The sequence below is a fragment of the Candidatus Thiothrix phosphatis genome (assembly GCF_035668035.1).
Classification (GTDB): Bacteria; Pseudomonadota; Gammaproteobacteria; order Thiotrichales; family Thiotrichaceae; genus Thiothrix; species Thiothrix phosphatis.
The window spans coordinates 24087-50521 of sequence record NZ_JAYMYJ010000114.1 but is presented as its reverse complement, the minus strand read 5'-3'; the positions used below and the strand labels follow the sequence as shown (position 1 = coordinate 50521).

The window sequence follows — 26435 nt, the reverse complement described above, 5'->3', positions numbered from 1 at the left end:
TTTTATCAGGATTGATTGCTGTCCTGAATTTTACGTAACTCCTGTTCACAGAGGGTTTTCAGCAGCGCCAGCGCATCGTTCAACAGTGCGCCGCGCACCTGCTGCAACTGCTGCTTGATGTGGTTACGGCCTACATCCAGCCAATGATCCCAAGATTCTTGGTCGTGGCTATCACACCAGTCATGGGCGGGTCGGTAAGCCAGTTTGTCGAGGCACAGCAGGTCGTAGATATTCACCCATTCGCCTTCCACCCGCAGCCTCAGGGTCGGGTTGAACAGGTAATGCCCGTGCTTGAGGCGGTAGAACAGTTTGCGGTTGTACCGGTCATGTCCGTACATCTCGTTTCTGGCCAGGGCGCTGGAAATATATGCGCGCTGTTTGCGTGGCGGCGGCAGCGCTTCCGGCGGGAAATGGGCGATGGCGTCAGCGATGTCCTGGCTGGAATAGGCACCTTGTTCCACCACCTTCATCGGCAACACCCGGTAGAACAGCGCAATCATCAGGTTGAGGAGGAAAAACTCCATATGGCGGTTGTCCAGCTTTTGCAGCTTGCCATCGATCTGGATGCTGAGGCTGTCTGGCTCCAGGTGGTGGTAAATCCCGGCGAGGTGCTGGCGGGCGTATTTTTCATCCTTGCTGGCCTGCCGCAGGGCGATCTGGAAAGCGTTGAAACCGTTATTGTCCACCAGCCGGGTATTGGCGGCGAGTCCCGCCAGTTCCTCCACCAGCGGGACGTTGCCCAGCCAGGCCGCCACCATCAGCGGCGTCTGGTTGAAGGGGTTGCGGAAATCCACGCCGAAATGCTTGGTCTGGTTGCGCAAAATCAGCGGGTTTTTAGCCATGTAGGGCAGGTAGTATTTTTGCTGTAGCTGCTTGAGGCCGTTGGCGGGATGGCGCGCAGGCTTGAATCCGACCAGCAGCAATTCACGCAGGACATGATGGTCTTCGTATGCCAGCGCGTACTCAAACAGGGTGAGGCGGGCTTTTTTGTCGCCTTGCTGGAGGGCCTGTTGGTGCAGTTGGTCAAGGGTCGAGCCGCTGTAGGCCGTCCAGTCCGGGGTTTGCTGTTGCAGGATTTCATGGCGGATGCGTTCCGCCTGTTCCTGCTTGCCTTGCAATTCCAGCTTATGGGCTTCCAGCCGCCATTCCTCCAGGCTGGAATCCTGGCTGTCGAGATTGAGCGTATCCAGCGGGTCGCGCAGATCCAGCAAATCCAGCAGGCGTTGTTTGGGGTTCGTTTCAATCCAGTACAAGTTGCGCACCGCGCGGGTCAGGGCGACGTACAGCGCGTTGATGTAGAACTTGTATATTTCCAGCGACCTGTCGGTTTTGTCCTTGGCGCGGGCATAGCGCAGCCCTTGTTGCAGGTTTTCATGACTGACGCCGGTGCTGATCTCACGGAAACGCCGTTCTTCATCGCTGAGGAAGTTGTAGAGGATGATATTGTCGTATTCCAGCCCCTTGGCTTCCTGGATTGAAAACACCAACGGGGTGTTGAAATGCCGCCGTGCGGCGGACTTTTGTTCCGCGTGCATGACCACCACGGCAAAGCGGGTGGAGGCGCGGGTTTTGGCGTCGAGTTCGCGGCGGATCGTGTCGCGGTCTTGCAGAAACAGCACTTCGCCCTGCACATGGCCGTTGCTGCGCACCAAATAATTGCTTTCCCGGTCGATGGAGCCGAAGCGGGCGTTTTTCAGCAGCAGTATGCGGTTGGCGAGCGCCGTCACTGGCGGCGAATTGCGGTAATTGGTGTGCAGGATGCAGATCAGGCCGGTGTCCGCCTGCAATTCGCCATGGGTAAAGAACAGGCTTTTGAGTTTGCTCCAGGAAAAGAAATTGGGGTGGACGATCTGGTTGGAGTCGCCGCACAGCACAAAGCCGCTGGGGTTCCGCAGCGCCTGAAGGATCAGGTAGAGCTGGATATTGGTGAAATCCTGCACTTCGTCCACCACCACAAAATCATAGCGCGGGCTGAGTTTCTTCAGGTACTGATGGCTGAGGATATTGCTGTCATACAGGCGTTGCTCCTGTAGGAAGGCCAGATAGCGGGTGAAAATGTCATACACTACCGGGCGTTCTTCCGCCGGGAAAATCGATTGCCTGACGCCGAGGTTGAGGTATTCCTCCCGTTGCAGGTAGGCGGCCTCGACCGAAGGGCCGGTCAGCACCCCATGGAACTCTTCGAACAGTTTGTGCGCGTCCTTGATGGCCAGACGCGGCAAACGGCCAAACCAGGCGGCGAAGTCGTGGAAACTGACGGGCCTGCCGTTTGGCTCTTGGATGCTTTCCAGAAATTCCTCAAACGACAGGAAGTCCACCTGCTGGTGCGGGTTTTCGTACTGATGGGCGTAATACAGGTCGCGGGAGTTTTTCACCAGATAGGACGACAGCGTCACGTACAGCACATCGCCACGGCAGGCTTTGAGCTTTTCCAGGGTCAGGGCGGTTTTGCCGCTGCCTGCGGAGCCAATGATCACCAATGGCGGTTGCAGCGCAAAGACGGCCTGCTGGTTTTCGTCAAAGGAAATCACTTTGTCCAGCAGGTTGAAACGCCCATGCTCCGTATTGACATAGGCCAGGGCAGGCAGGTCTTCCGGCGCTTCCTCAAGCGGTGGGATTTTGTCTTCATCCACGGCCACGCCGTGGCGCAGGAAGCGTGAACCGGCGTAATCGTGGTTTTTCAGGTACTCCAGCACCAAGGCGTAGCGTTCGCCGCCGTGGCGGTAGAACGACAGCAACAGCCGGTCGCTGCGGTTGAGGCGGGCGCGGTAGAGGTTGTCACCGATCTTTTTGACATCCGCTGATTTGAGGTCATCGGCTTCCATGAAACTGCGCCATTTGGCGAATCCATTGATGTTGCCGGGGTCAAGTTCGTTGTAGAGCAGGATTTGCATGATGGCCATTGTTGCGTAGGGGGTGATGCCCTGACTAATACGTTCGATCTATGCAGCCAGCAAGGTTTGAATGCCCTAACGGTTGAACCTGTCCTATAGTATGCAGGCGCGCCTGTGCAACTTTTGGTTAACAATTAAGGAACCCGCCATGCTTCGCCATACTTTGATAGGGCTTGTCACATCACTCATCCTGTTAGCCGCAGACGTCGCGTCCGCCACTCCGGCAGGGCGTGGGCAATTGCTGGAGGAAGCCAGACACGGCGGTGAATATGCGTTTTCCCGCTGCCGCGACTTGAAGGGCAAACCTTTTGACAGCAGCGTCCAGCAAAAGAAGGTGCTGATCATTGGCGACAGTTATGGCTGTGATTTCCTCAATGCGGTGGAGGAAAACGGCTACCTGCAAAATTACCAGGTGCGGTTGCGTTACATACCCTACGACTGCCAGACCATCATGGGGGACGGCGGCGCTGGGCTGATCGCTGCCAGGGACAAGGCGTTTTGCGCCGATTCTGGGCGGGCTGACAGCCTGGAGCAGGCTCAAGGGCAGATACGGCAGGCAGATGTCATTATTTTTGCGTCGCGCTGGAAACCGGAAGTCGCGCAGGCATTGCCTGGGACGATCGCCCGGCTGGGTTTGAAGCCGCAGCAGAAGGCCGTGGTGGTCGGGAATAAGTTTTTCGGCAAAATTTCGCTACGGCAATACCTGCGGATGCCGGACAGCGAGCTGAAAACCCTGGAAAATGAAGTCAACGTTGCGGAAGCCAAAACCATCAACGCAGCCTTGGCGCAGCAATTGGCTGGCACGGCGGTCGAATTCATTGACCCTCATGCGTTGCTGTGTGGGGACGACGCCAGTTGCCCGCTGTTCACCGGCGACCTGCAACTGATTTCCTATGATGGCAGGCATTTGACCAAAGGTGGGGCGCGCTACGTCGGTCAGGTGCTGTTCGGGCATTCTTCGCTGGGGAAAATGTGAGGGTAAATCCTTATTTCCTGCATGACCTTTGCACCTGATTCATGCAGAATCTGCGGCTTTGACCCAAAGGTGAAAAGCCAATTGTATGAGCCGCTTGCTGCGTTCCGGCGCGACCATCAGCGCCATGACCATGATTTCCCGTGTGCTGGGTTTGCTGCGCGACATGATCGTCGCCCGCTATTTCCCGGTGGATGGGGCCACCGATGCGTTCTATGTCGCCTTCCGCATCCCCAACCTGCTGCGCCGCCTGTTCGCTGAGGGCGCGTTTTCGCTGGCGTTCGTGCCGGTGCTGTCGGAATACAAGGAACAGCAGGGGCGGGAAACCCTCAAGGATTTGCTGGATCATGTCGCGGGCTACCTGGGGCTGGTCTTGCTGGTGATCACGGTGGTCGGCGTGGTGGCCGCGCCGGTGGTGATGTGGATCTTTGCGCCGGGGTTTGACGCCAAGCCGGACGCGCGCCCGGAACTGGCGGTGGAAATGCTGCGCATCACCTTCCCCTACATCCTGTTCATTTCACTGACGGCGTTTGTCAGCGGGATTCTCAACACCTTCCACAAGTTCGCCATCCCGGCGCTGACGCCCGCGTTGCTGAATGTGGTGATGATCGCGGCGGCCATCTGGGGCGCGCCGTATTTCGAACAGCCGATCCTGGCGCTGGCCTGGGGGGTGTTTTTCGCCGGGGTGGCGCAACTGCTGTTCCAGTTGCCGACGCTGGCGCGGCTGGGGTTGTTGCCGCGTTTCCGCATCCGCCGTGGGCATCAGGGCGTCAGCCGTATCATGCGGTTGATGGCCCCGACCTTGTTCGGCTCCTCGATTGCGCAACTGAACCTGCTGATCAACACCCTGCTGGCGTCCTTTCTGGCGGTGGGCAGCATCACCTGGCTGTATTATTCCGACCGCTTCGTGGAGCTGCCGCTGGCGATTGTCGGTGTGGCGTTGGGGACTGTGATCCTGCCCAAGTTGTCCAGCGACCATGCGAAAGCGGATGCGGCGCAATTCCGCCAGACCATGGACTGGGCGTTGCGGCTGGGGCTGCTGGTTTCCATTCCCGCCACGCTGGGCCTGATGCTGCTGGCGAAGCCGATCCTGGCGGCGGTGATGATGCACGGGGCGTATGAATGGCGGGATGTGCAAATGTCAGCCCTAAGCCTCACCACCTATTCGTTTGGTTTGAGCGGGTTCATCCTGGTGAAAGTGCTGGCTCCCGGCTTTTATTCGCGGCAGGACACCAAAACGCCGGTCAAGATCGGCGTCATTTCGATCTTTTCCAATATGGCGCTGAACGTGCTGATTGTGTTGCCGTGGTATCTGTCCGGCAAGCCAGGGGCGCATGCGGGGCTGGCGCTGGCGACGGCACTGGCGGGCTATGTGAATGCTGGCCTGCTGTTTTACCACTTGCATAAACAGCAGATTTTTGACCCGGAAAAGGGGTGGGGCAAGTTTCTGACGCAAATTGCTCTGGCGTGCGCTGTCATGGGTTCATTGCTGTGGTTGGCGTCGCCTGCGGACGGCTGGTGGCGGACTGCGCTGGTCTGGGAAAAAGTGCTGTGGCTGGTTGGCCTGATCGTGCTGGCGCTGGGCAGTTATTTCGCCACATTACGTTTGACGGGAATGTCATTTAAACAAATGCTGGGGCGTTAAGACGCTGATTTCTGTTACACTGCGTCACCTTGGCGCTTATTTTCAAAATAACATTGGCATGAAACCATTCAGGAGTTTCTCCTCATGAACAAATTATTATTGTCCATCCCGGTCGTATTGCTGGCGGCATGGGGTGGGGTCACTTGGTATGTCGGCCAGCAGACGGAAACCTCGCTTAAACAGTTCATTGACCAGCAAAATCAGGCCACCGCCCACAACGGCGCGCATCAGGAATTGGTCAGCTATGAAAAAGGCTTGTTAAGCTCCAAAGCCGTCACCAAAGTGACGTTTGATGCGCCGCCGTTAAATGAAATGATTGGTGAAGTGAAATTCATCAACGACATTCAGAACGGGCCGGTGTTTTTTGGCGGCGGCAGTCTGGCACAGTTTGGCTCCGCCCGGATCGACACCCGTCTGAACATGGACTCGCTGGATCAGGAAAAGCGCCAGTGGCTGATGACCGCCTTTGAAGGCAAGCAGCCGCTGGAAGGGCATACGGTCATCGGTTTCGGTGGCAACACTGGCTACGACTTCACCATCAACCCCATCAAGGTGGATAACGGCTCGACCATCATGACTGAGGCCATTAACTTGCACGGCTCGATGACGCCAGAAATGACCGGGGATATCGCAATCCGGGGCGGCAAAGTGGAAATCAAGGACAATGCCTCCCACGTCAGTTTCCCATCCATACAGTTGGATGGCGACATTACTGGCATGGTTGGCGGGCAGGCGCTGGGCAATTTTGACATCAAGATGCCGGGCGTTTCCATCCTGGCGGAAGGCACGACAGTGCCGACCAGCTTTGACTTGGCCATGCAGACCAGCAGTGATGTGAAGGACAACGAACTGGCGGGCAAGGTCGCGGCGCAGGTCGGCAATATCCAGGGCGTGGAAGACGCGCTCAACAAACTGGACTACACCCTGGACGTGCAGGGGTTGGATGTCGCCGGGCTGGAAGAACTGGGCAAGCTACAGGCTGATATGGAGAGCCATCAAAGCCAGATGAACTGGAACGCCGATGCAATGGAAACCCCGGAAGGCCAGCAGAAACAGCAGGAGTTGATGGACAAGATCAACCAAACGGCGGAGCAGGTGATGGAAGTCGCATTCGGCAAGGTGCTGAAAACCGGCAAAAGCCACTTGCGCAGCACACTGCTGGCGGAAAGCGCCAAAGGCAAGCTGAATGCCGATGTTGACCTGACCTATGCGGGTCAGGGCGCGCCCAAGTTGATGGAGATGGCCAGTTTCGGCCCGGATGAATGGGGGAAAATGCTGAAGGGCAAGATTACCCTGGACGCCGACAAAAGCATCTTGCCAGCGGGTTTCGACATGCTGGTGACGCCTTATGAACAACAGGGGCTGGTCAAAGTGGAAGGCGACAAGCTTAAGAGCGATCTGGAGCTGGCCGGTGACAAAGCCACGCTCAACGGCAAACAGATGAGTTTCTCCGAACTGGCGAAACTGGTCATTCCGCAAGGTTCAGCGGCTGGCATGGAGGGCGGCGACCCCAATATGGGCATACCGGAAGACCTGATGCAGAAAATCAATCAGGAAGGGTTGACGCCGGAAGTGATCCAGTTACTGGAAGAAAGCGACGACGTGCCGCGTGAAACGGTCGAAATGCTCAAGCAATTGCAGCAAATCCAGCAGGACGTGCAGGACGGCAAGATGCCGGAAGGGCAAGAGCCCGCGCAGGGCGACGCCCCGGCGGACAAAAAGCCGGAAGCAAAGAAAAAGTAGGCTTGCCCCTTCAGGAACCCTTCGAGGCGGCCAGCGGATGACCGCCTCAATCCTGAGCTTGCATTTTGGCTTTGCGCCCTTATTGTGTTGCCCATAAAACGTAATCGACGAAGGACTCAAGAAATGGCCGATTCCCCCTACATCTTTGAAGCGAACCCGCAGAATTTTCAACAACTGGTGCTGGAAAACTCCTACAGGGCTCCGGTGCTGGTGGATTTCTGGGCCGACTGGTGCCAGCCGTGCAAGACACTGATGCCGATGCTGGCGAAACTGGCTGACGAATATCAAGGCGGCTTCATCCTGGTCAAGGTCAATACCGACCAGCATCAGCAACTGGCGGCGCAGTTCGGCGTGCGCAACCTGCCAACCGTCAAGGTGATCAAGGGCGGGCGCATCGTGGATGAGTTCATGGGCGCACAGCCGGAAAGCGCCATCCGCAAGATCATCGACCGCCACCGGGTGCGCAAGACTGAACCGTACCGCCAGCAAGCCTTGCAGATGTACGAAACAGGCGATTTGGAAGGCGCTACCCAGCTGATGGAGCAGGTGGTGCAGCATGAGCCTGATTTTTACGAAGCGGTGATTGAACTGGCGGGGATGCTGATCCAGCAGAACCGGGCGGAAGAAGCCGAAACCCTGCTGCAAAAGGTGCCACCTGATGCGGTTGAAGATGAAATCCTCAGCCAGTTGCTGGCCGAAGCCAAAAAGGCCAAATTGCAGGCGCAGGTTGTCGGGGTCGACACGTCGGCTCTCGAACAACGGTTGGCTGAAAATCCTGATGACCTCGCCACCATGCTGGAACTGGCGAAAATCCGCATTGCGATGGATGACATTGAAGGCGGGTTGGAGCTGTATTTCACCGTCCATAAAAAGGACAGCAACTTTCAGGAGGGGGCGGGCAAAAAAGGTTTGCTCAACGCTTTTGAACTGATTGGGGCGAAAAATCCATTGGTGAAGAAATACCGGAACAAGATGTTCTCGCTAATTTACTGAACCAGTTGAGGGCAGGTTAAGACCTGCCCTCTGGTTTTGCCGGATTACGCCGCTTTATCCTTTTGCATTGCCTTTTTTCCCCAGCAGTATCTGCGCATGCGCCGCCGCCAGCCGTGCAATCGGCACCCGTGGCCCGGAGCAGGACACGTAGTTCAGGCCGATTTCATCGCAGAAGCGGATGGAGGCCGGATGCCCGCCATGTTCGCCACAGATGCCGACCTTGAGGTTCGGGTGTTCGCTGCGGCCCCATTCCACCGCCAGTTTCATCAAACGCCCGACGCCTTTCACATCCAGCACTTCGAATGGATTGTCCTGCAAGATGCCACGGTCGTTGTACATCGGCAGGAACTTGTTTTCAGCGTCCTCACGGGAGAACGAGAAGCTGGCCTGGGTCAGGTCATTGGTGCCGAAGGAGAAGAACTGTGCTTCTTCCGCCAGGCTTTCAGCCCGCATGCAGGCGCGCACCACCTCCATCATGCTGCCGAACTGGTAGTTGACCTTGACGCCGAAAGTGGCTTCGACCTGTTGATGGACGGATTGCACCAAGCGTCTGACATGTTTGAGTTCCTGCACGGTGCAGACCTGCGGCACCATGATTTCCGGCGCAACCGGGATGCCCGCCTTGACGCAATCGGCGGCTGCCTCCAGCACGGCGCGAATCTGCATGGTGTAGATTTCCGGGAAGGTGATGCCCAGACGCACGCCGCGATGCCCCAGCATTGGGTTGACTTCGCGCAGCGCCCGCACTTTTTTCAGGATTTGCTCCTTGCGGGTGATGACAGTGTCAACCAGCCGGGTGTCACCCATCTCATGCACGCTGGAGGGCAAGGTTTCGCCTTTGCTGCCCGCCAGTAGCTTGGCGGTTTCCACCAGCACTTCCATGCCTTGCACGGACAGGCGCAGGTGGCGCAATTGCTCCAGTTCGTCGACCAGTTGCTGTTCAGAGGGCAGGAACTCGTGAATCGGCGGGTCCAGCAGGCGCACGGTGACCGGGCGCGGCGACATGGTTTTGAACAAATCCTTGAAGTCGGCACGCTGGATTGGCAACAGTTTGTCGAGCGCGGCCTGACGCTGGTCGGCGGTGTCGGCCACGATCATGTCGATCACGATCGGCAGGCGCTCCACGGCGTTGAACATGCGTTCCGTGCGGCACAGGCCAATGCCCATGGCACCGTATTTGAGGGCGCGCGCGGCGTCGTTCGGCGTATCGGCGTTGGCCATGACTTTAAGGCGCGCCGCCTTGTCCGCCCAACCCAGCAGGGTGACGAGTTCATCGGAGAAATCAGCCTCCACCTTGGGCACGGCACCGAGGTAGATATTGCCACGGGTGCCGTCGAGGGTAATGACGTCGCCTTCCTTGATGACGGTGCCGCCAACAAAGGCTTTGCGTAACTGCACGTCAACATTGATGCCTTCCGCACCCGCCACACAAGGCTTGCCCATGCCACGCGCCACCACGGCGGCGTGCGAGGTCTTGCCGCCCCGGCTGGTGAGGATGCCTTGTGAGGCGAAGAAACCGTGGATGTCTTCCGGTTTGGTCTCTTCCCGCACCAGGATGACTTTGATGCCTTGCTTGCCGAGTTGTTCGGCGCGGTCTGCATCAAACACCGCTTGGCCACTGGCAGCACCAGGGGATGCTGGCAGGCCAGCGGCCAGCGGTTCGCCTTTGAAGGACGGGTCAAGCCGTGGGTACAGCATCTGCTCCAGATGTTGCGGGTTGATGCGCAGCAAGGCTTCCTCTTCGCTGATCAGGTGTTCGCGCACCATTTCCACCGAGGTGCGCACCATGGCGCTGGCGTTCATCTTGCCGTTGCGGGTTTGCAGGCAGTAGAGCACGCCTTTTTCGATGGTGAATTCGAAATCCTGGACTTCACGGTAATGGCGCTCCAAGCGGCTGCGCAAGTCCAGCAGTTGGGTGTGCAGGGTGGGCATTTCCTGCGCCATGTCCTGCAAGGGCTTGGGGGTGCGGATGCCCGCCACCACGTCTTCGCCTTGCGCATTGGTTAGGTATTCGCCATACAGCAGGTTTTCGCCGGTGCCAGGGTTGCGGGTGAAGCCGACGCCAGTGGCGCAGTCGTTGCCCATGTTGCCGAACACCATGGTGACGACGTTGACGGCGGTGCCGTTGGCCATTTCCGGGGTGATCTGGAATTCGCGCCGGTAGTCGACCGCGCGTTTGCCCATCCAACTGTTGAACACCGCCTTGATGGCGATTTCCAGCTGCTCGTAAGGGTCTTCGGGGAACGGTTTGCCGGTGTAATTGCGCACCACGCTGAGGAAGCGCTGGCTGATTTCCTTGAGGTCGGCGGCTTGCAGGCCAATGTCGGCTTCCACGCCCACGTCCTTTTTCACGGCATCAAACTGCGCATCGAACAGTTCATCCGGCACGCCCAGCGCGACTTTGCCGAACAGTTGGATGAAGCGGCGGAAGGAGTCATAGCCAAAGCGTTCATTGCGGGTCTGGGTGACCAGCCCTTCCAGTGTCTGGGCATTGAGGCCAAGGTTGAGGATGGTGTCCATCATCCCCGGCATGGACATGGCGGAGCCGGAACGCACCGACACCAGCAGGGGGTTGCTGGCGCTGCCGAACTGCTTGCCCGTGGCCTGTTCCAGGGCGGCCATTTGCTCGTGAACCTGTTGCATGACGCCATCGGGCAGTTTGCCTTCCGGTTGGTCGAGATAATTCAGGCAGGCTTCGGTGGTAATGACGAAGCCAGGGGGAACATTGAGGCCAATCTGGGTGATTTCGCACAGGTTTGCACCTTTGCCGCCCAGTAATTGTTTGTTTTTGCCGTCGCCTTCGTGATAGGAGAATACCCATTTGGTAGTCATGCAGTGTCACCCTGTTAGAAATAGTATTGGGGGGAAGCTCCACAGCCTTCTCTCCGAAGACAGGGAGCAGCGGTAGTGATCAAGCCTAGCTTACTGTAACAACTCTCAACTTGAGTTTGCCTGATTCCAGCGCAAGATGAAAGCCCACGGCCCACTATGTCCACCCCTACGCATTCTGTTGGCCTAGTTTAGTGGCGCTTGTACGATGCCGGTGCCAACGTCATCTTCCTCGCTGCCAGCCACGAGTGCGGAATAGGTGCCGCTGGCGACCAGTTGTGCCATCAGGCTCTGGTTTTCCACCCGCCCAGTCATCTGCAACTGGCGCTGCGCCCACAGTGCGGCGACCCCAGTGGCGTGCGGGGTCGCCATGCTGGTGCCGCTCATGCTGACTAGCCCGGTATTGCCTGCTTCGGCTGATTGGATATCGACGCCAGGAGCGGCGATGTCCGCCTGGTTATTGGAAAAGCTGGCGACCACCAGCCCTGTGTCGGACTGGCCCAGCGCGCCGACGGCAATAATGCCAGTGCCAGCGGCGGGCGGGGCGACGGAAATTTCGTAGGTGGGGCGTTTGCTCTCATTGCCGGAAGCGGCGACGATGATGGCTCCCTGCCCGAGAGCGCCGAACGCTTTGACATAACCCGCCAGCTCGGTAAACAGGTTGACGTTGGCGCGGTATTCCTCCAGCGCCATGGAGGTGGCGGGATTGATGTCCATGCCATTTTGCTTCACCAGCCAGTCGACATAGCCGGGGAAGTCAATTCCCAGCGACATGGAAATGACATGCGCGCCTTCCTGCAAGGCCCATTGGATGGCTTTGGCCAGTGTGGCGGAACTGCCGCCGCCTTCGCCCAGCACCTTGCCGATCAGGGCGCGGTCGACTTTGCGGGCGATGCCGATGCGGGTTCCGTTGATGTCGGCGCCGAAAATGGTGCCTGCGCAGTGGGTGCCGTGGCCATGCAGGTCGTTGGGGTCTTCCGTCGTGAAGTTTTGTTGTGTCAATTTGACGTTGACGAAGGCCGGATGGTTAGGGTCAATGCCGGTGTCCAGCACCGCGACGGTAACGCCGGAGCCGTCGAACGGCGATTCGGGAGCGCGCACGGCCTTGACCCCCCAGGTTTCCGGCGCAGGTGTAGCGTCGGCGGGAACCGCGCTGGCGCTGACTGGCGTGATCAGCCGCAGCGGCATCGGCATGGCGATGGCGCGGGTGCGCGGGTCGCGGCGCAGGTCATTGCGCTCGCCTTTGGTAAGGTCGGCTTCTTCCAGTTTGATTTCCGGTTTGGGCTGGCCGAAGGTGGTGACGCCTGCTCCCCGCATGCCGATGTTGCCAGGGTTAGGTGCTGAAATTTCCCGGCTACGCAAGATGATGTATTTTTCCGTGTTCATGTTTTCGCCCCAATAGTGTGAATGGTGAGTAACAGCATCTTTTACTATTTTTACTATAGGCTTGGCGCGAGAGTCATGCCGATAATTTTTATGCAGGGCATCGGTTTTTTTCCGCATGTCAGGCAAGCACGGATGTTGTGTGGCAAAATAGCCGCATATGCAAGACGACCAACCCAGCTTTGACCCCAAGGATTTTCTCAAGACAGTTCCGCACAAGCCGGGCGTGTACCGCATGCTGGGCGGAGATGGCAAAGTCCTGTATGTGGGCAAGGCCAAGGATTTGAAAAACCGGCTTTCCAGCTACTTTCGTGGCACGGTCGCCAACTCGCGCATCTTCGCCATGGTACGGCAGATCCGCAATGTGGAGATCGCCATCACCAATACTGAAGCGGAAGCCTTGTTGCTGGAAAGCAACTTGATCAAGCGGCATTCCCCCCGCTACAACATCCTGCTGAAAGACGGCAAAGGCTACCCCTATATCCATATTTCCACCCAGCAGGAGTCTCCGCGCATCCAGTTTTATCGCGGGTCGCGCAAGCCGCCGGGGCAGTATTTCGGACCGTATCCCAGTGTCGGCGCGGTGCGGCAGACGTTGCACCTGATGAAAAAGCTGTTCAAGGTGCGGCAGTGTGAGGACAGTTATTTCGCCAACCGTTCGCGCCCCTGTCTGGAATACCAGATCAAGCGTTGCAGCGGCCCCTGCGTCGGTTTGGTCAGCAAGGAGGATTATGCGCAAAGCGTCCGCCATGCCATCCAGTTCCTGCAAGGCCGCACCCAGGAAGTGATCGATGAACTGGTGCAGAAAATGGAAGCCGCCTCCGCCATGCTCAATTTCGAAAAAGCCGCTGAATTCCGCGACCTGATCGAGAGCTTGAGGCAGATTTCCCAGCAGCAATATGTCAGCGGCGGTAACGGCAATGTGGATGTGGTGGCGGTGGAGGTGAAATCCGGCGTCGCCAGCGTGCAGGTCTTCACCGTGCGCAACGGCAATAACCTTGGCAACCGTAATTTTTTTCCCAGCCTGCCGGATGGGGATGTGAACCCGGGGGAAATCCTGGGGTCTTTTCTGGCGCAATATTACCTCAACCATGACGCGCCGGGCGAAATCCTGGTGTCGGAAACACCAGATGATGCGGATGTGCTGGCCGACATGCTCACCCTCAAACAAGGGCGCAAGGTGGTGATCCGCCAGCCGCAGCGTGGCGAACGCAGCAAATGGGTGGAACTGGCGCAGCGTAATGCGGAGCAGGCGTTGCAGATGCAGTTGCTGTCCAAATCTGGGATGCAGCAACGCCTGTTTGCGTTGCAGGATGCGCTGGGGCTGGATGAGCCGCCGGGCCGGATGGAATGTTTCGACATCAGCCACATCATGGGGGAGGCGACCGTCGCGTCTTGCGTGGTGTTCGATATGAATGGGCCTCTCAAATCCGAATACCGCCGCTATAATATCGAAGGCATCCAGCCGGGCGATGATTATGCGGCCATGCATCAGGCGCTGACCCGCCGGTTTCGGCGCGCGGTTGAACAGGATGGCAAGCTACCTGATATTCTTTTCATTGATGGTGGCAAAGGGCAGGTGGCTCAGGCGCTGGATGTGTTGCGCGAATTGCAGGTTGCAGGCGTTGAGGTTGTGGGGGTCGCCAAGGGCGAAGGCCGCAAGCCGGGCCTGGAAACGCTCATCATTGAACAAGGGGCTGGCCGTCTGGCGCTGCCGGAATATTCCGCTGCGTTGCATCTGATCCAGCAAATCCGTGATGAGGCCCATCGTTTCGCCATTACCGGGCATCGCGCCCGGCGTCAGAAAGCACGTACCCAGTCGCCGTTGGAACAGATCGAAGGGTTGGGTGCCAAACGGAGGCAGGTATTGTTGAAGCAATTTGGTGGTCTCAAGGCTATTGAGCGCGCCAGCGCCGAAGAATTAGCCAAAGCGCCTGGTGTTAGCCTGACGCTGGCGCGCAGGATTTATGATTTCTTTAACGGGGAAGAGAGTTGATATGGTGTTCAACCTGCCGGTATTGCTGACATGGTTACGGATTGCATTCATTCCGTTGCTGGTGTTCCTATTCTATCTGGACAGGGCATGGGCACCGTTGGCGGCCGCCACCGTGTTCGGGTTGGCCGGGCTGACCGATTGGGCGGATGGCTATCTGGCGCGCCTGTGGCAGCAGGAATCCCGTTTCGGCGCATTCCTGGATCCGGTCGCCGACAAGCTGATCGTGGCGGTTGCCCTGATCCTACTGGTGGAGCGCGAAACCAGCATCTGGATGACGCTGGCGGCCGCCATCATTATTGGCCGGGAAATTGTGATTTCCGCCTTGCGTGAATGGATGGCAGAATCCGGCACGCGGTCCAAGGTGGCGGTGGCGTTTATCGGCAAGCTGAAAACTACGGCGCAGATCATTGCGCTGATCTTTTTACTTTATAATCAGGATTTGTTCGGTGTGCTGCCGATGCGGGAATTGGGCGTGGCAGCCTTGGCGATCGCGACACTTTTGACGCTGGTTTCCATGATTCAGTATCTGCGCAGTGCATTTGAGCCTGAGTGATGTCAGGCATGCACAAAAAAACCGGCAAATTGCCGGTTTTTTTGTGGTTGGGAATTATTATTCCTTGCCGCTTATCAACAGATTCTGGTATTCGCGCAGTCTTTCCCAATCGCCTTTGGCGGCCAGCTCTGCCTGATAGGGCCAGCTTTTGGGGTCGTGCATTTTAAACTGACCTCCAGCGGTGTCCAGAATGGGTTTGATCTGTTCAGGCGTCATTGCAGCTAATTGTGCAAAGTTCTGGATGCCGACGGCGTTAAGCACTTGTTCAATTTTTGGGCCAATTCCTTCCAGCTTTTTCAGGTCGTCCTTGTGTCCGCCGCCAATACTGGCAATGGATGCGACGGACGCAGCGGTTGCCGCAACTTCGGCTGAAGCGCCAGTAGCCGCAGGTTGTTGGTGAGGCGGCGGTTCAACAGCGCCTTCCCGATGACGCAACAAGGTGTTGATATCCGCAGTGTAGCCTCCGCCAGTGCTTCCGCCGGGGAATTCACGCGGTCTGCGCCCACCTTCCAGCGTGGTGGGAGAAGAGTCCCTGCCATTCGCCATCCGCGCTGTGCAGCACAAGCCCATCTTGCGCAACAGCCAGCATAGCAACATGCCCAGCAGGAAGGAGGCCAACAGCAATAGAATGATTTCGAAACTGGCGATGCCAAAGGTGTAGTCAGGGTTGGTTTGGCTCATTGCTTACTCCTCATGACCGGAACGGTTGCGGAAATAACAGAACAGAAATCCCAGAAGAAAAGCAATTCCTAGCATAATGATGACATCCAGACTGGCGCTGGTCATGTCAGAACGGCTTGTAATGTCTTTAAACATGCATACAACTCCAATCAGTTACTTGGTTGGTGTGATTTCAACACGGCGGTTTTTCTGGCGCCCGGCTTCGGTGTTGTTATCAGCAATGGGTTTATTAGAGCCTTCGGATGAAGTGTTGACCCGATCTTTTGGGGCTCCCAGTTTAACCAGCATGTCACGTAGTATATCGGCGCGTTTCAGCCCCAATATCTTGTTTTTGGCAGCATCACCTTTGTTGTCGGTATGCCCAACAATGCTTATTTTAGCGCCGCTGTTGTCCTGGAGAAATTTGGCTGCTTTTTCAAAGTAGGCCTTGGTGTCATCAGCCAATTCAGGGTTGCTGGATCCGGTCGGAAAGTGCAGTGTCGCTGGGCCAATGCCGTCATTCCCAGTATTGCTGCTGGTTTCAATGGTGACTTTGTCGGCGTCAGCCTTGGCCTGTTGTTCAGCGGCGGCCTTGTCGGCGTCAGCCTTGGCTTGTTGTTCAGCGGCGGCCTTGTCGGCGTCAGCCTTGGCCTGTTGTTCAGCGTCAGCCTTGTCGGCGTCAGCTTTGGCCTGTTGTTCAACGGCGGCTTTGTCGGCGTCAGCTTTGGCCTGTTGTTCAGCGGCGGCCTTGTCAGCGTCAGCCTTGGCCTGTTGTTCAGCGTCAGCCTTGTCGGCGTCAGCTTTGGCCTGTTGTTCAGCGGCGGCTTTGTCGGCGTCAGCCTTGGCCTGTTGTTCAGCGGCGTCCTTGTCGGCGTCAGCCTTGGCCTGTTGTTCAGCGGCGGCTTTGTCAGCGTCAGTCATGCCAGATGAGGATGGCATCCCCGCTTGGTCTAGGGAGTTTTTGCCGCCATTATCGCCATTATTGTCGATAACGGTTCCTGAGCTGGAAAGGGCGGCGGCACCTACAGCGCCAGCTGCGACTTGCGTAGAGTTGGTTTCTGCGCCACAAAAACCTTTAACCTTGCATGTATACCACCACCAGCTGCCGACACCCCAGATGCCAGCCAGCAGCAGCACCAATAATGATTTTGTTTTCATGTGAGGGGAAACTCCTTTTTTGAGTCAGTGTTGGGTAATTCATGAAACATACTTTTTATAGTATGGGGCACCATGAATTACAATCTGATCATAACAAGCTAAAAATAGCATGGGTGGTGTGGACTTTCCGATAATTGAAATATTAAATCAGTGTAATGAAAAAATAGGTTGGTTTAGTGAAGGTGCTTTCAGCACTGTTCCCAAGGCAAGCCGTGGAAACGCCATCCGCCCAATGTGCCACGGTGGTGGTGTTCATCCCGTTCGCCTTCAAAGCCTTCGTCGATGTGCATGACATTCTGGAAACCAGCTTGCAACAGGGCGGTGGCGGCTTCACGCGAACGTTTGCCGCTACGGCAGATCAGCACTACCGTGGCGTCTTGCCGGGGATCGCATTCCTTGAAACGGGCTTCCAGCAAGCGCTGGGTTTCGGGAACAAACTCAGGGTTTTCAGTCCAGTCCGGCTCATCGATCCAGGCGATATGCGATGCTCCAACCGGGTGGCCGACGAACAGGAATTCCATGGAGGAACGGATGTCGATCAGGATGCTGCATGGCGTTTCCTGCAAGAGAGCATAGGCCTGTTTGGGGGAAAGGTCGTGTAGGTCAGGCATGGTTGGCTCCTCTACTGGTCTTGTCATTGTGGTTGCGTATTTTGACAATGATACTGCAAATTCCAGTATCCTGCGGCTCTCGGTTGCCGATTAACCAGTCGAGGATTTCTTGATCCCTGGAGTTCAGGAGGCGTTCGAACGCAAACTGCTCCCCCATATTAAGCTCGTGGTAACAATCACGCAGAAAGTCACCCAATGGCCGATCCAGCACTTGCAAGGTGCGGCGGCAAGCCCAGCGCAGGCGCACCATCCGCTCTTTCTCCATCTGCTCAGTCATGCGTCCGTCTCAGTTTTTCAACCAGGCTGAGGTATCTGTCTGGCACAGGGTCAAGCCCCAACACCATCCCAAACAGCAATGGATCCTGCATATCCAGCAGCTCATCCAGCCGTTGGATATCTTCTTGGCTGGCGCTAGGGTAGTAAGCCTCCAAATAATGTTGGAATACTACATCCAATTCCTTCATGCCGCGTCTGCAACGCATTTTTAAACGGGAGAGTTCGCTCATGGTGCTGTGTGTCCATTTTTCTAAGAAGGAAGGAGGGTGTGGCGTGTGCCATGCCCTCCTTCCTGTTCGGTCTTAGCGCCTTTCGATCATTTTTTTCTTCAGTTCTGCAATGGCCTTGGCGGGGTTCAGGCCTTTCGGGCAAGTGTTGGTGCAGTTCATGATGGTGTGGCAACGGTATAGGCGGAATGGGTCTTCGAGGTTATCGAGACGTTCGCCTGTTGCCTCATCACGGCTGTCAACCACCCAGCGGTAGGCCTGCAACAGCACGGCAGGGCCAAGGTAACGGTCGCTGTTCCACCAATAACTGGGGCAGGAGGTGGAGCAACTGGCGCATAGGATGCACTCGTATAGCCCGTCCAGTTTTTTGCGGTCTTCCGGCGATTGCAGTTGCTCACGGTCAGGTGGGGCAGGGGTCTTGGTTTGCATCCACGGTTTGATGGAGGCGTACTGTGCATAGAAATGGGTCAGGTCAGGCACCAAATCCTTGACCACGGCCATATGTGGCAGTGGACTGATCTGGATGTCGCCATCGAATGCCTCAATCGCCTTGATGCACGCCAAGGTGTTGGCGCCGCCAATGTTCATGGCACAGGAGCCACAGATCCCTTCCCGGCAAGAGCGGCGGAAAGTCAGGGATGGGTCAATCTCGTTTTTGATTTTCAGCAGCGCATCCAGCACCATTGGGCCGCATTGGCCAAGGTCGATCTGGTACGTGTCCCAGCGCGGATTTTCACCGTTGTCCGGGTCGTAACGGTAGATTCGGAAGTTCTTGACTCGGGTGGCGCCCGCAGGCGCAGGCCAGGTTTTACCTTCCTTGATGACCGAGTTGGCAGGTAACTTAAATTCAGCCATGGCTATGCGAGCTCCTTAATAAACACGTTTCTTCGGTGCGATGTATTCAACTTCATCCGTCAGCGTGTAGGTGTGGACAGGGCGGTAATCGATAGTGACCTTGCCGCTTCCATCCAGCCACGCAACAGAGTGCTTCATCCAGGTTTCGTCGTTGCGTTCAGGGAAGTCTTCGCGGGCGTGGGCGCCACGGCTTTCTTCACGGTTCAGCGCACAGTTGATGGAGGTCTGGGCGCAATCCAGCAGGTTGGCCAGTTCGAAGGTTTCCATCAAATCGGAGTTCCACACCAAACCGCGGTCGCTGACGTTGACATCCTGGAAGCTGGCATAAATGCTGTTCATTTTCTCCACGCCTTCTTTCATGGAGTCGCCAGTGCGGAATACCGCTGCGTGTTTCTGCATCGTGCGCTGCATATCGTCGCGGATTTGCGCTGTGCTCTGGCCGCCGTTGGCCTGATGGATGCGTTTGAATCGATCCATCGCTTTTTGTACGCCGGACTCCGGCAGGCTGCGCTGCACGGCGTTTGGTGTCAGGGTTTCGGCGCAACGGTTGGCGGCTGCACGGCCAAACACCACGATGTCGAGCAGGGAGTTGGAACCCAGGCGATTGGCTCCGTGGACGGAGACGCAGGCGCATTCACCAATCGCCATCAGGCCGGGAACCACGCTGTCAGGGTCGCCGTTTTTCAGGGTGACAACTTCACCGTGATAATTGGTCGGGATGCCGCCCATGTTGTAGTGGACAGTTGGCAATACTGGAATCGGTTCCTTGGTGACATCGACACCGGCGAAAATTTTCGCGCTTTCGGCAATGCCTGGCAGACGTTCATGGATAACTTCCGCGCCCAAGTGTTCCAAATGGATGTGGATATGGTCTTTCTGTGGGCCAACCCCACGGCCTTCGTTGATTTCCACCGTCATGGCGCGGCTCACCACGTCACGCGAAGCCAGATCCTTGGCGTTCGGCGCATAACGCTCCATGAAGCGCTCGCCCTGCGAGTTGGTCAGGTAGCCACCTTCGCCGCGAACCCCTTCGGTGATCAGGCAGCCTGAGCCGTAGATGCCGGTCGGGTGGAACTGGGTGAACTCCATATCCTGCAAGGGCAGGCCTGCGCGCGCCACCATGCCATTGCCGTCGCCGGTGCAGGTATGGGCGGATGTCGCGGAGAAATAGGCACGCCCATAGCCGCCGGTCGCCAGCACCACTTGCTGGGCACGGAACAGGCGCAGCACGCCATTCGCCAGATCCCACGCCATGACGCCACGGCAAACGCCGTCCTCATCCATGATCAGGTCGGTGGCGAAATGTTCGATGAAAAATACTGCATTGTGACGCAACGACTGTTGGTACAGGGTGTGCAGGATCGCATGCCCCGTGCGGTCAGCGGCTGCGCAAGTGCGCTGGGCGATGCCCTTGCCGAATTCGGTGGTCATGCCGCCAAATGGGCGTTGGTAAATGCGGCCATCGTCTGTGCGGGAAAACGGCACACCCTGATGTTCCAGCTCAATCACCGCAGGAATCGCTTCACGGCACATGTATTCGATCGCATCCTGGTCGCCCAGCCAATCAGAACCCTTGACGGTGTCGTACATGTGCCATTGCCATTTGTCGGGGCCCATATTGCCAAGGGCGGCGGACATGCCGCCTTGCGCAGCCACCGTATGGCTGCGGGTAGGGAACACTTTGGTGATGCAGGCGGTGGACAGGCCTTTGACGGCCATGCCGAAAGTGGCGCGCAAGCCCGCGCCGCCAGCGCCTACGACAACCACGTCATAGGTATGGTGTTCGATTTTATATTCGGACATTGGTTGTTTGCTCCCTCAATCAGCCTGCAAATGCGGTATGTAAAATGCTCAGGGCGCTGCTGGTTCCCAGCAATACCAGAACCAGCTTCACGCCGACCAAGGCGGTAACCTTGACGCCGTCATGATGAATGTAATCCTCGATCACCACGGTCAGCCCCTGGCTGGCATGCAGGAATGCGGTGAACACAAACAGGATCAGCATGGTGGTGGTGAAGGGTTGTGCGAACCAAGCGGCCACAGTGGCGTAATCTTCACCTGCATGGGAAGCAATTGCGAAGGCTACCCATAATGACAGGGGAACCAGTGCGACAGCGGTCATGCGCTGCATCCACCAGTGCTTGACGCCATCACTGGTGCTGCCGAGGCCGCTGGCTCGTTTGAAAGGTGTCAGTATACTCATGTCGTGCAAATTCCTCAGGCAGGGGATCAGGCAATAATCCATAACAGGATGGTCAGGACGAACGAAGCGCCTACGACAATCTTGCTGGTCAGGTTGGCGGTTGGGATGTCGAAACCAAAGCCGATGTCCCATAACAAATGGCGGACACCGTTAGACAGGTGATAGAACAGCGCCCAAGTCCAACCAAACAGCACCAGTTTGCCAAACCAAGAGCCAAGAATGGCGTTGGCGCTGTTGAATGACTCCTCGCCTCCTGCAATGGCCGCCAACCAATACGTTACCAGCAGGGTGCCGATCGCCAACACAACGCCGGTGGCGCGATGCGTGATCGACAGGATGCCGGTTAGCGGTAGTTTGTATATCTGCAAATGTGGTGAGAGTGGTCGGTTGCTCGCGTTCTTCATGGATGCTCCCTATTGGTGGACAATTCCTGGTTCCGATTCAGCCTTCATTTTGCGCCACGGTCGCCTCCAGCATCTTGCGGGCGTAATCCCGCGAAGCACGGATATGGTGACGCATCAAAGTCTCCGCCATTTCCCCGTCGCGCCGCTCAATGGCCGACACGACCAGGTTGTGCTCGTGAAACGCCTGTTCGCTGCGATGGAAGCCGGACTTGAGACGGAAGCGGTAAAACCGCACCAAATCGTACAAGTCCTGACACAGCATACGGATCAGGCGTATGTTCTTGCTGCCCTGGATAATGCTGAAGTGGAAATCAAGGTCAACATCTTCCTGGGAATAGCCTTGATGTTGTTCGATTTCCAGCTTGTGGCGCTCCAGAATGGCATTGAGGCGGTCGATTTCTTCCTCGGACATGTTTTCAGCCGCCAATCGTGCAGCCATGCCTTCCATCGCCTCGCGAATCTGATAAATCTCTATCAACTGTGGTGTGGAGAAACCAATAATACGCGCCCCAATATTGGGCTTGCGCGTCACCAAATTACAATTTTCCAGTTTGCCGATAGCTTCCCGCAAGGAACCCCTGCTGACGCCATAGGAAGCGGCCAATTCTGGCTCGCTGATCTTTTTTCCGGCAGGAATTTCACCCACCAAAATGGCGCGCCGTAAATCAAGGAACAACTTGTCCGCGATCGTCACCGGATCCTGTAGTTTGCATGCACTAGAAAAGGCCATGGTGCTCCTCGTTTTGTCGACATCTTGTAGTTTATGTTGACAATAATACCGCGAAAGAGCGTTTTTTCAAGTAAAACATCCTGACATTGTTGACACTTTGGAGTTATAATGTCGACACTATAATGAAAAAATGACGGGGTTTGACCCAGTTGACAGCTTGTAATGCACTGCCGGACGCCAAAGTGTCGACAATGCACTATTTTGTTGCACTGCGTCAAGTCTGAATATTGGATATTTACCATCAATGCAGGTTGGAGACATGAATAAAGGAGACGGTCAGGCAGCGGCCTGGAATGCGGACACACAACTTGACGGTAACAGCGTTATCTATTTGGAGGAGATGTACGAGCGTTACCTAGAAGAACCAGATTCCGTTCCGGCAAGCTGGCAGCAGTATTTCGATGAGCTGCCGCAGGTCAACGGCCATGGACGTGATGCCCGCCATTCGCAGGTTAAGGACTATTTTCGCGCTTACGCGGCCAAGCCTCAGGCATTTGTGGCGGCAAGTTCAGGCGGCTCCGTAGATCTGGAGCATGAGCGCAAACAGGTCAAAGTGTTGCAGTTGATTAACGCCTACCGCGTTCAAGGGCATTTCCATGCCCGCACCAACCCGTTGGACGAGAATGCCCCCCGCTTTGTTAAAGAGTTGACGCTCGAATACCACTCCTTGACCGAACAAGATTTGGATGTTGCGTTTAATACAGGCTCCTTGTTCACCGCTGACCAGATGAAGCTGCGTGACATCATTTCCCTGCTGGAGGCCACCTACTGTGGCTCTATTGGCGCGCAATACATGCATACCACCAGCACCGAACAGAAGCGTTGGATTCAGCAGCGCCTGGAGTCCATCCGCGCCACGCCTTCCTTCAACAAGGAAGAAAAAATTGACATCCTGGATCGCCTGACAGTGGCGGAAGGCCTGGAGCGCTACCTGCACACCAACTATGTCGGGCAGAAGCGTTTCTCGCTGGAAGGTGGTGAAAGCCTGATTCCGATGCTGAACTCCATGATCCTGCACGCCGGTAAAAAGGGTGCGGTGGAAATGGTTATCGGCATGGCGCACCGTGGCCGTCTGAACGTGCTGGTCAACATCTTGGGCAAGTCGCCCGCCATGCTGTTCAGCGAGTTCGAGGGCAAGTACGCCGACACCGGCCGCACGGGCGACGTCAAATACCACATGGGTTACGCCTCCGACCTGAAAACGGAGGGTGGCCCAGTGCATGTGGCGATGGCGTTCAATCCGTCGCATCTGGAAATTGTCGGCCCGGTGGTGGAAGGTGCCGTGCGCGCCCGTCAAGACCGCTGGGCTGAAAACGGCTACGAAAAAATCGTGCCGGTGGTGCTGCATGGCGACGCCGCTTTCGCTGGTCAGGGCGTCAATATGGAAATGATGCAGATGGCTGACACCCGTGGTTACCGCACCCACGGCACCATGCACATTGTCATCAATAACCAGGTGGGCTTCACCACCAGCGCCTCGATTGATGCGCGCTCCACCTATTACTGCACCGACATCGCCAAGATGGTCGACTCCCCGGTCTTCCACGTTAATGGCGACGATCCGGAGGCCGTGGTGATGGTGACGCAACTGGCGCTGGATTATCGCAACCACTTCAAGAAAGACGTGGTCATCGATCTGGTCTGCTATCGCCGTCATGGCCACAATGAGGCCGATGAGCCGTCCGCAACCCAGCCGGTCATGTACCGCAAGATTCGCTCCCTGCCGACCACCCGCGAGCGTTATGCGCAAAAGCTAGCGGCGGAAGGGATCATTACGGAAGAAGACGCCAAAATGCTGGTGCAGCGCTGCCGCCAGCAGTTGACGGATGGCATCCCGACTGTCCCGCACCTGTTGGGCAAGGACGAAGTCCAAAACCCGCATCCGGTCAACTGGAAACGCTATGTCGACGGTTCCTGGGATATGCCGGTCGACACCACTATTGATGAAGAAACCATTCAACGTCTGGGTGAAAAGCTCACCATTGTGCCGGAAGGTTTCAAACTTAACTCCCGTGTCGCCCGCATCGTCACTGACCGGAAGAGAATGGCTGCCGGTGAGCAGCCGATGGACTGGGGTTTCTGCGAAAATTTGGCTTACGCCACCTTGGTTGAAGAAGGCTTCCCAATACGCTTGTCTGGTGAAGATTGCGGCCGTGGCACCTTCTTCCATCGCCATGCGGTTTTCCATGAACAGGAAACGGGCGAAACCTATGTGCCACTGAAAAACCTGTCCCCGGCTCAACTGCCATTTGTGGTCATCGATTCACTGCTGTCCGAAGAAGCAGTGTTGGGGTTCGAATACGGCTATGCCACTACGGAAGCCAACACCCTGACCATTTGGGAAGCGCAATTCGGCGACTTCGCCAACTGCGCGCAGGTAGTCATTGACCAGTTCATCAGTTCAGGCGAACAGAAATGGGGCCGTTTGTGCGGTCTGGTCATGTTGCTGCCACACGGTTTTGAAGGGCAGGGGCCGGAGCACTCTTCCGCGCGTTTGGAACGGTATTTGCAGCTTTGCGCCCAGAACAACATGCAGGTGTGTGTGCCCAGCACGCCAGCCCAGGCGTTCCACATGTTGCGCCGTCAGATGTTGCGTGATTACCGCACGCCACTGATCGTGATGACGCCGAAAAGCTTGCTGCGCCACCCGATGGCGGTGAACACCCTTGAGGATCTGACTGAGCGTGGTTTCCAAAACATCATTAGCGAAATCGACCCACTCGAAGCGGAAAAAGTGACCCGTCTGGTCATGTGCAGCGGCAAGGTTTATTACGACCTGCTGGAGGCGCGCCGTAAGGCTGCTTTGGAACATGTCGCCATTGTGCGGATTGAGCAGCTGTACCCGTTCCCGGAAGTGGATATGTGCACGATTCTTAGACACTATCCAAACGCTGAGGAGCATGTTTGGTGCCAGGAAGAGCCGCTGAACCAGGGCGCATGGTTGAGCATCCAGCCGTCGCTACGGGCGGTGCTGGGTTCCATGGCGCACCTGGAAGTGGCTAGCCGCCCGGCTTCCGCTTCGCCAGCGGTAGGCAGCTCCAAGGTTCACGCCGCCCAACAGCAGGCGCTGGTGAATGCGGCCCTGGGTATTATTGCTGAATCGTGAAGGTAAGGGAACGTTATGCCGTTAATGAAGCATTATCAGGATGCCGTGCGGGAAGGCGAGATCAAGCAGGATCCCGCCCAACTGGAAGGCATCAAGGTTTTGCAGGAAGTCTGGAATGAGTTGCTCAAACCGCGTGAAGCGCCCCCTTCACGCGGGCTGCTGGGTGTTTTTTCCAAACGGCGGGACGTCATTGAGCCGGTGCGCGGCGCCTACCTGTGGGGCGGCGTCGGGCGCGGCAAGACTTGGCTGATGGACATGTTCTATTCGCGCATCCCGCTGGCGGAAAAACGGCGCATGCATTATCACCATTTCATGTTCTTCATTCACGAAGAGCTGAAAAAGCTGGCCAATCACCGTAACCCGCTGGATACGCTGGCGGCGCAACTGGGGCGGGAAGTGCGCCTGCTCTGTATCGACGAATTCCATGTGATGGATATTGTCGACGCCATGCTGCTGCACGGTTTGCTGGACGCCATGTTCAAAAATGGCGTCACCCTGGTGACGACCTCCAACCGGATTCCGGACGACCTGTACCTGAACGGCTTGCAGCGTGAACGTTTTCTACCTGCTATTGCGCTGCTGAAAAGACATACCCATGTGGTCGAGCTGGACAATAAGATCGATTACCGCATGCTGAAGAAAATCAGCCATGACAGCTTTCTGGAAGACGATGATGCCATCCTGGTGGAGCACGAACTGGAAAAGTGCTTCGCGGAGCTGGCGACTGGCGCGGTGGAAGTCGGCCAAGACATCGAAGTGCAGGGCCGTAACCTGCCGACCCATCGCCTGTCGGAAAATATTGTCTGGTTTGATTTCAGCTCCTTATGCGAAACGGCGCGCTCCACCCGCGACTACATTGAGCTGGCGGAACGCTTTAACTATATTATGCTGTCTGGCTTGCATGTGCTGACCGAAGAGCATGAGGAGGCAGCGCGGCGCTTCCTCAATCTGATTGATGAGCTGTATGACCGCAATGTCCAGTTCATTTTTTCCACCACCATTGCGTTGGAAAACCTGTATCAGGGGCACAAGCTGAAATTTGAGTTCCAGCGGGCGTTGAGCCGCTTGAACGAAATGCAGGGCGATGATTATCAGCAGGTGCGGCTGGCAGGCTGATGGGTATTTTCCAGTAAGCCAAATGGGCAAGGGAGCCAACTTCGATGATTTCTTATAGGTCAATCGATGCTGGCTTTTTT

The 26435-nt window shown here is 56.7% G+C and carries 22 protein-coding genes; 8 read left to right on the top strand and 14 right to left on the bottom strand.

Annotated elements, in window-relative coordinates; genetic code table 11:
* Positions 1-5: 5 nt before the first annotated feature.
* Positions 6-2894, bottom strand: a complete 2889-nt coding sequence (locus VSS37_RS12930; protein WP_324695851.1) for a UvrD-helicase domain-containing protein — start codon at positions 2892-2894, stop codon at positions 6-8.
* 148 nt (positions 2895-3042) lie between these two features.
* On the opposite strand from VSS37_RS12930, the gene VSS37_RS12925 reads away from it, so the two are divergent.
* From VSS37_RS12925 to trxA, 4 genes are all read left to right on the top strand, one after another.
* Entirely contained in the window at positions 3043-3870 is an 828-nt protein-coding gene (locus VSS37_RS12925) for an SGNH hydrolase domain-containing protein (RefSeq protein ID WP_324695849.1), read from the top strand.
* Between the two features lie 85 nt (positions 3871-3955).
* Positions 3956-5512, top strand: a complete 1557-nt coding sequence (gene murJ, locus VSS37_RS12920) for a murein biosynthesis integral membrane protein MurJ (RefSeq protein ID WP_324695847.1) — start codon at positions 3956-3958, stop codon at positions 5510-5512.
* Positions 5513-5596: 84 nt separating this feature from the next.
* Positions 5597-7255, top strand: a complete 1659-nt coding sequence (locus VSS37_RS12915; protein WP_324695845.1) for a YdgA family protein — start codon at positions 5597-5599, stop codon at positions 7253-7255.
* A gap of 123 nt (positions 7256-7378) precedes the next feature.
* Positions 7379-8248: a thioredoxin gene (gene trxA / locus VSS37_RS12910; RefSeq protein ID WP_324695843.1), complete on the top strand. Its 870-nt coding sequence runs from the start codon at positions 7379-7381 to the stop codon at positions 8246-8248.
* 54 nt (positions 8249-8302) lie between these two features.
* On the opposite strand, the gene ppdK is transcribed toward trxA, so the two are convergent.
* Together ppdK and VSS37_RS12900 are read right to left on the bottom strand one after the other, a co-directional pair.
* Positions 8303-11080 carry a pyruvate, phosphate dikinase gene (gene ppdK, locus VSS37_RS12905; RefSeq protein WP_324695842.1) on the bottom strand — a complete coding sequence of 926 codons (2778 nt, stop codon included), beginning with the start codon at positions 11078-11080 and terminating at the stop codon, positions 8303-8305.
* A gap of 183 nt (positions 11081-11263) precedes the next feature.
* The gene (locus VSS37_RS12900; protein ID WP_324695840.1) at positions 11264-12463 is read right to left on the bottom strand and encodes a S8 family peptidase; all 1200 of its coding nucleotides are present in this window, start codon (positions 12461-12463) and stop codon (positions 11264-11266) included.
* A 157-nt stretch (positions 12464-12620) separates the two neighbouring features.
* Between VSS37_RS12900 and uvrC the strand changes: the two genes are divergently transcribed.
* Positions 12621-14456 (top strand): excinuclease ABC subunit UvrC, encoded by a 1836-nt coding sequence (gene uvrC / locus VSS37_RS12895; RefSeq protein ID WP_324695838.1) that lies wholly within the window; start codon positions 12621-12623, stop codon positions 14454-14456.
* A 1-nt stretch (position 14457) separates the two neighbouring features.
* Positions 14458-15009 carry a CDP-diacylglycerol--glycerol-3-phosphate 3-phosphatidyltransferase gene (pgsA, locus tag VSS37_RS12890; protein WP_324695836.1) on the top strand — a complete coding sequence of 184 codons (552 nt, stop codon included), beginning with the start codon at positions 14458-14460 and terminating at the stop codon, positions 15007-15009.
* A 57-nt stretch (positions 15010-15066) separates the two neighbouring features.
* Here pgsA and VSS37_RS12885 read toward each other — a convergent pair whose 3' ends face one another.
* From VSS37_RS12885 to VSS37_RS12835, 11 genes are all read right to left on the bottom strand, one after another.
* On the bottom strand, positions 15067-15690 hold the full coding sequence (locus VSS37_RS12885; protein WP_324695834.1) for a helix-hairpin-helix domain-containing protein: 624 nt from the start codon (positions 15688-15690) through the stop codon (positions 15067-15069).
* A gap of 3 nt (positions 15691-15693) precedes the next feature.
* Entirely contained in the window at positions 15694-15825 is a 132-nt protein-coding gene (locus VSS37_RS12880; RefSeq protein ID WP_324695833.1) for a hypothetical protein, read from the bottom strand.
* 18 nt (positions 15826-15843) lie between these two features.
* Complete coding sequence (locus VSS37_RS12875) at positions 15844-16827, bottom strand: OmpA family protein (RefSeq protein WP_324695832.1); 984 nt, start codon at positions 16825-16827, stop codon at positions 15844-15846.
* Between the two features lie 188 nt (positions 16828-17015).
* Positions 17016-17438, bottom strand: a complete 423-nt coding sequence (locus VSS37_RS12870) for a rhodanese-like domain-containing protein (RefSeq protein WP_324695830.1) — start codon at positions 17436-17438, stop codon at positions 17016-17018.
* Positions 17431-17715, bottom strand: a complete 285-nt coding sequence (locus VSS37_RS12865; protein ID WP_324695828.1) for an FAD assembly factor SdhE — start codon at positions 17713-17715, stop codon at positions 17431-17433. The genes VSS37_RS12870 and VSS37_RS12865 overlap by 8 nt, the downstream gene beginning before the upstream one ends.
* Entirely contained in the window at positions 17708-17944 is a 237-nt protein-coding gene (locus VSS37_RS12860; protein ID WP_324695826.1) for an FAD assembly factor SdhE, read from the bottom strand. Before VSS37_RS12860 ends, VSS37_RS12865 begins: the two co-directional genes overlap by 8 nt.
* Positions 17945-18016: 72 nt before the next feature.
* Positions 18017-18796, bottom strand: a complete 780-nt coding sequence (locus VSS37_RS12855; protein WP_324695825.1) for a succinate dehydrogenase iron-sulfur subunit — start codon at positions 18794-18796, stop codon at positions 18017-18019.
* Positions 18797-18811: 15 nt separating this feature from the next.
* Positions 18812-20599 carry a succinate dehydrogenase flavoprotein subunit gene (sdhA, locus tag VSS37_RS12850; RefSeq protein ID WP_324695824.1) on the bottom strand — a complete coding sequence of 596 codons (1788 nt, stop codon included), beginning with the start codon at positions 20597-20599 and terminating at the stop codon, positions 18812-18814.
* A gap of 19 nt (positions 20600-20618) precedes the next feature.
* Positions 20619-20999: a succinate dehydrogenase, hydrophobic membrane anchor protein gene (gene sdhD, locus VSS37_RS12845; protein ID WP_324695823.1), complete on the bottom strand. Its 381-nt coding sequence runs from the start codon at positions 20997-20999 to the stop codon at positions 20619-20621.
* 26 nt (positions 21000-21025) lie between these two features.
* A complete protein-coding gene (sdhC, locus tag VSS37_RS12840; protein WP_324695821.1) occupies positions 21026-21403 on the bottom strand; it encodes a succinate dehydrogenase, cytochrome b556 subunit in 378 nt (125 codons plus the stop codon).
* A gap of 37 nt (positions 21404-21440) precedes the next feature.
* Positions 21441-22133 carry a GntR family transcriptional regulator gene (locus VSS37_RS12835; protein ID WP_324695819.1) on the bottom strand — a complete coding sequence of 231 codons (693 nt, stop codon included), beginning with the start codon at positions 22131-22133 and terminating at the stop codon, positions 21441-21443.
* 259 nt (positions 22134-22392) lie between these two features.
* On the opposite strand from VSS37_RS12835, the gene VSS37_RS12830 reads away from it, so the two are divergent.
* Together VSS37_RS12830 and zapE are read left to right on the top strand one after the other, a co-directional pair.
* Positions 22393-25239, top strand: a complete 2847-nt coding sequence (locus tag VSS37_RS12830) for a 2-oxoglutarate dehydrogenase E1 component (RefSeq protein ID WP_324695818.1) — start codon at positions 22393-22395, stop codon at positions 25237-25239.
* Positions 25240-25254: 15 nt separating this feature from the next.
* Positions 25255-26355 carry a cell division protein ZapE gene (gene zapE, locus VSS37_RS12825; protein WP_324695816.1) on the top strand — a complete coding sequence of 367 codons (1101 nt, stop codon included), beginning with the start codon at positions 25255-25257 and terminating at the stop codon, positions 26353-26355.
* The last annotated feature ends 80 nt before the right edge of the window (positions 26356-26435 follow it).

Bases quoted from the DNA above. Each gene is read 5' to 3' on its own strand.
- sdhC (WP_324695821.1), bottom strand. From the start codon at position 21,403: ATGAAGAACGCGAGCAACCGACCACTCTCACCACATTTGCAGATATAC.
- sdhA (WP_324695824.1), bottom strand. From the start codon at position 20,599: ATGTCCGAATATAAAATCGAACACCATACCTATGACGTGGTTGTCGTA.
- VSS37_RS12930 (WP_324695851.1), bottom strand. From the start codon at position 2,894: ATGCAAATCCTGCTCTACAACGAACTTGACCCCGGCAACATCAATGGA.
- VSS37_RS12835 (WP_324695819.1), bottom strand. From the start codon at position 22,133: ATGGCCTTTTCTAGTGCATGCAAACTACAGGATCCGGTGACGATCGCG.
- zapE (WP_324695816.1), top strand. From the start codon at position 25,255: ATGCCGTTAATGAAGCATTATCAGGATGCCGTGCGGGAAGGCGAGATC.
- trxA (WP_324695843.1), top strand. From the start codon at position 7,379: ATGGCCGATTCCCCCTACATCTTTGAAGCGAACCCGCAGAATTTTCAA.
- VSS37_RS12865 (WP_324695828.1), bottom strand. From the start codon at position 17,715: ATGACTGAGCAGATGGAGAAAGAGCGGATGGTGCGCCTGCGCTGGGCT.
- VSS37_RS12855 (WP_324695825.1), bottom strand. From the start codon at position 18,796: ATGGCTGAATTTAAGTTACCTGCCAACTCGGTCATCAAGGAAGGTAAA.
- VSS37_RS12880 (WP_324695833.1), bottom strand. From the start codon at position 15,825: ATGTTTAAAGACATTACAAGCCGTTCTGACATGACCAGCGCCAGTCTG.
- sdhD (WP_324695823.1), bottom strand. From the start codon at position 20,999: ATGAGTATACTGACACCTTTCAAACGAGCCAGCGGCCTCGGCAGCACC.
- VSS37_RS12830 (WP_324695818.1), top strand. From the start codon at position 22,393: ATGAATAAAGGAGACGGTCAGGCAGCGGCCTGGAATGCGGACACACAA.
- murJ (WP_324695847.1), top strand. From the start codon at position 3,956: ATGAGCCGCTTGCTGCGTTCCGGCGCGACCATCAGCGCCATGACCATG.
- uvrC (WP_324695838.1), top strand. From the start codon at position 12,621: ATGCAAGACGACCAACCCAGCTTTGACCCCAAGGATTTTCTCAAGACA.
- VSS37_RS12915 (WP_324695845.1), top strand. From the start codon at position 5,597: ATGAACAAATTATTATTGTCCATCCCGGTCGTATTGCTGGCGGCATGG.
- VSS37_RS12870 (WP_324695830.1), bottom strand. From the start codon at position 17,438: ATGCCTGACCTACACGACCTTTCCCCCAAACAGGCCTATGCTCTCTTG.
- pgsA (WP_324695836.1), top strand. From the start codon at position 14,458: ATGGTGTTCAACCTGCCGGTATTGCTGACATGGTTACGGATTGCATTC.
- VSS37_RS12875 (WP_324695832.1), bottom strand. From the start codon at position 16,827: ATGAAAACAAAATCATTATTGGTGCTGCTGCTGGCTGGCATCTGGGGT.
- VSS37_RS12885 (WP_324695834.1), bottom strand. From the start codon at position 15,690: ATGAGCCAAACCAACCCTGACTACACCTTTGGCATCGCCAGTTTCGAA.
- VSS37_RS12900 (WP_324695840.1), bottom strand. From the start codon at position 12,463: ATGAACACGGAAAAATACATCATCTTGCGTAGCCGGGAAATTTCAGCA.
- VSS37_RS12925 (WP_324695849.1), top strand. From the start codon at position 3,043: ATGCTTCGCCATACTTTGATAGGGCTTGTCACATCACTCATCCTGTTA.
- ppdK (WP_324695842.1), bottom strand. From the start codon at position 11,080: ATGACTACCAAATGGGTATTCTCCTATCACGAAGGCGACGGCAAAAAC.
- VSS37_RS12860 (WP_324695826.1), bottom strand. From the start codon at position 17,944: ATGAGCGAACTCTCCCGTTTAAAAATGCGTTGCAGACGCGGCATGAAG.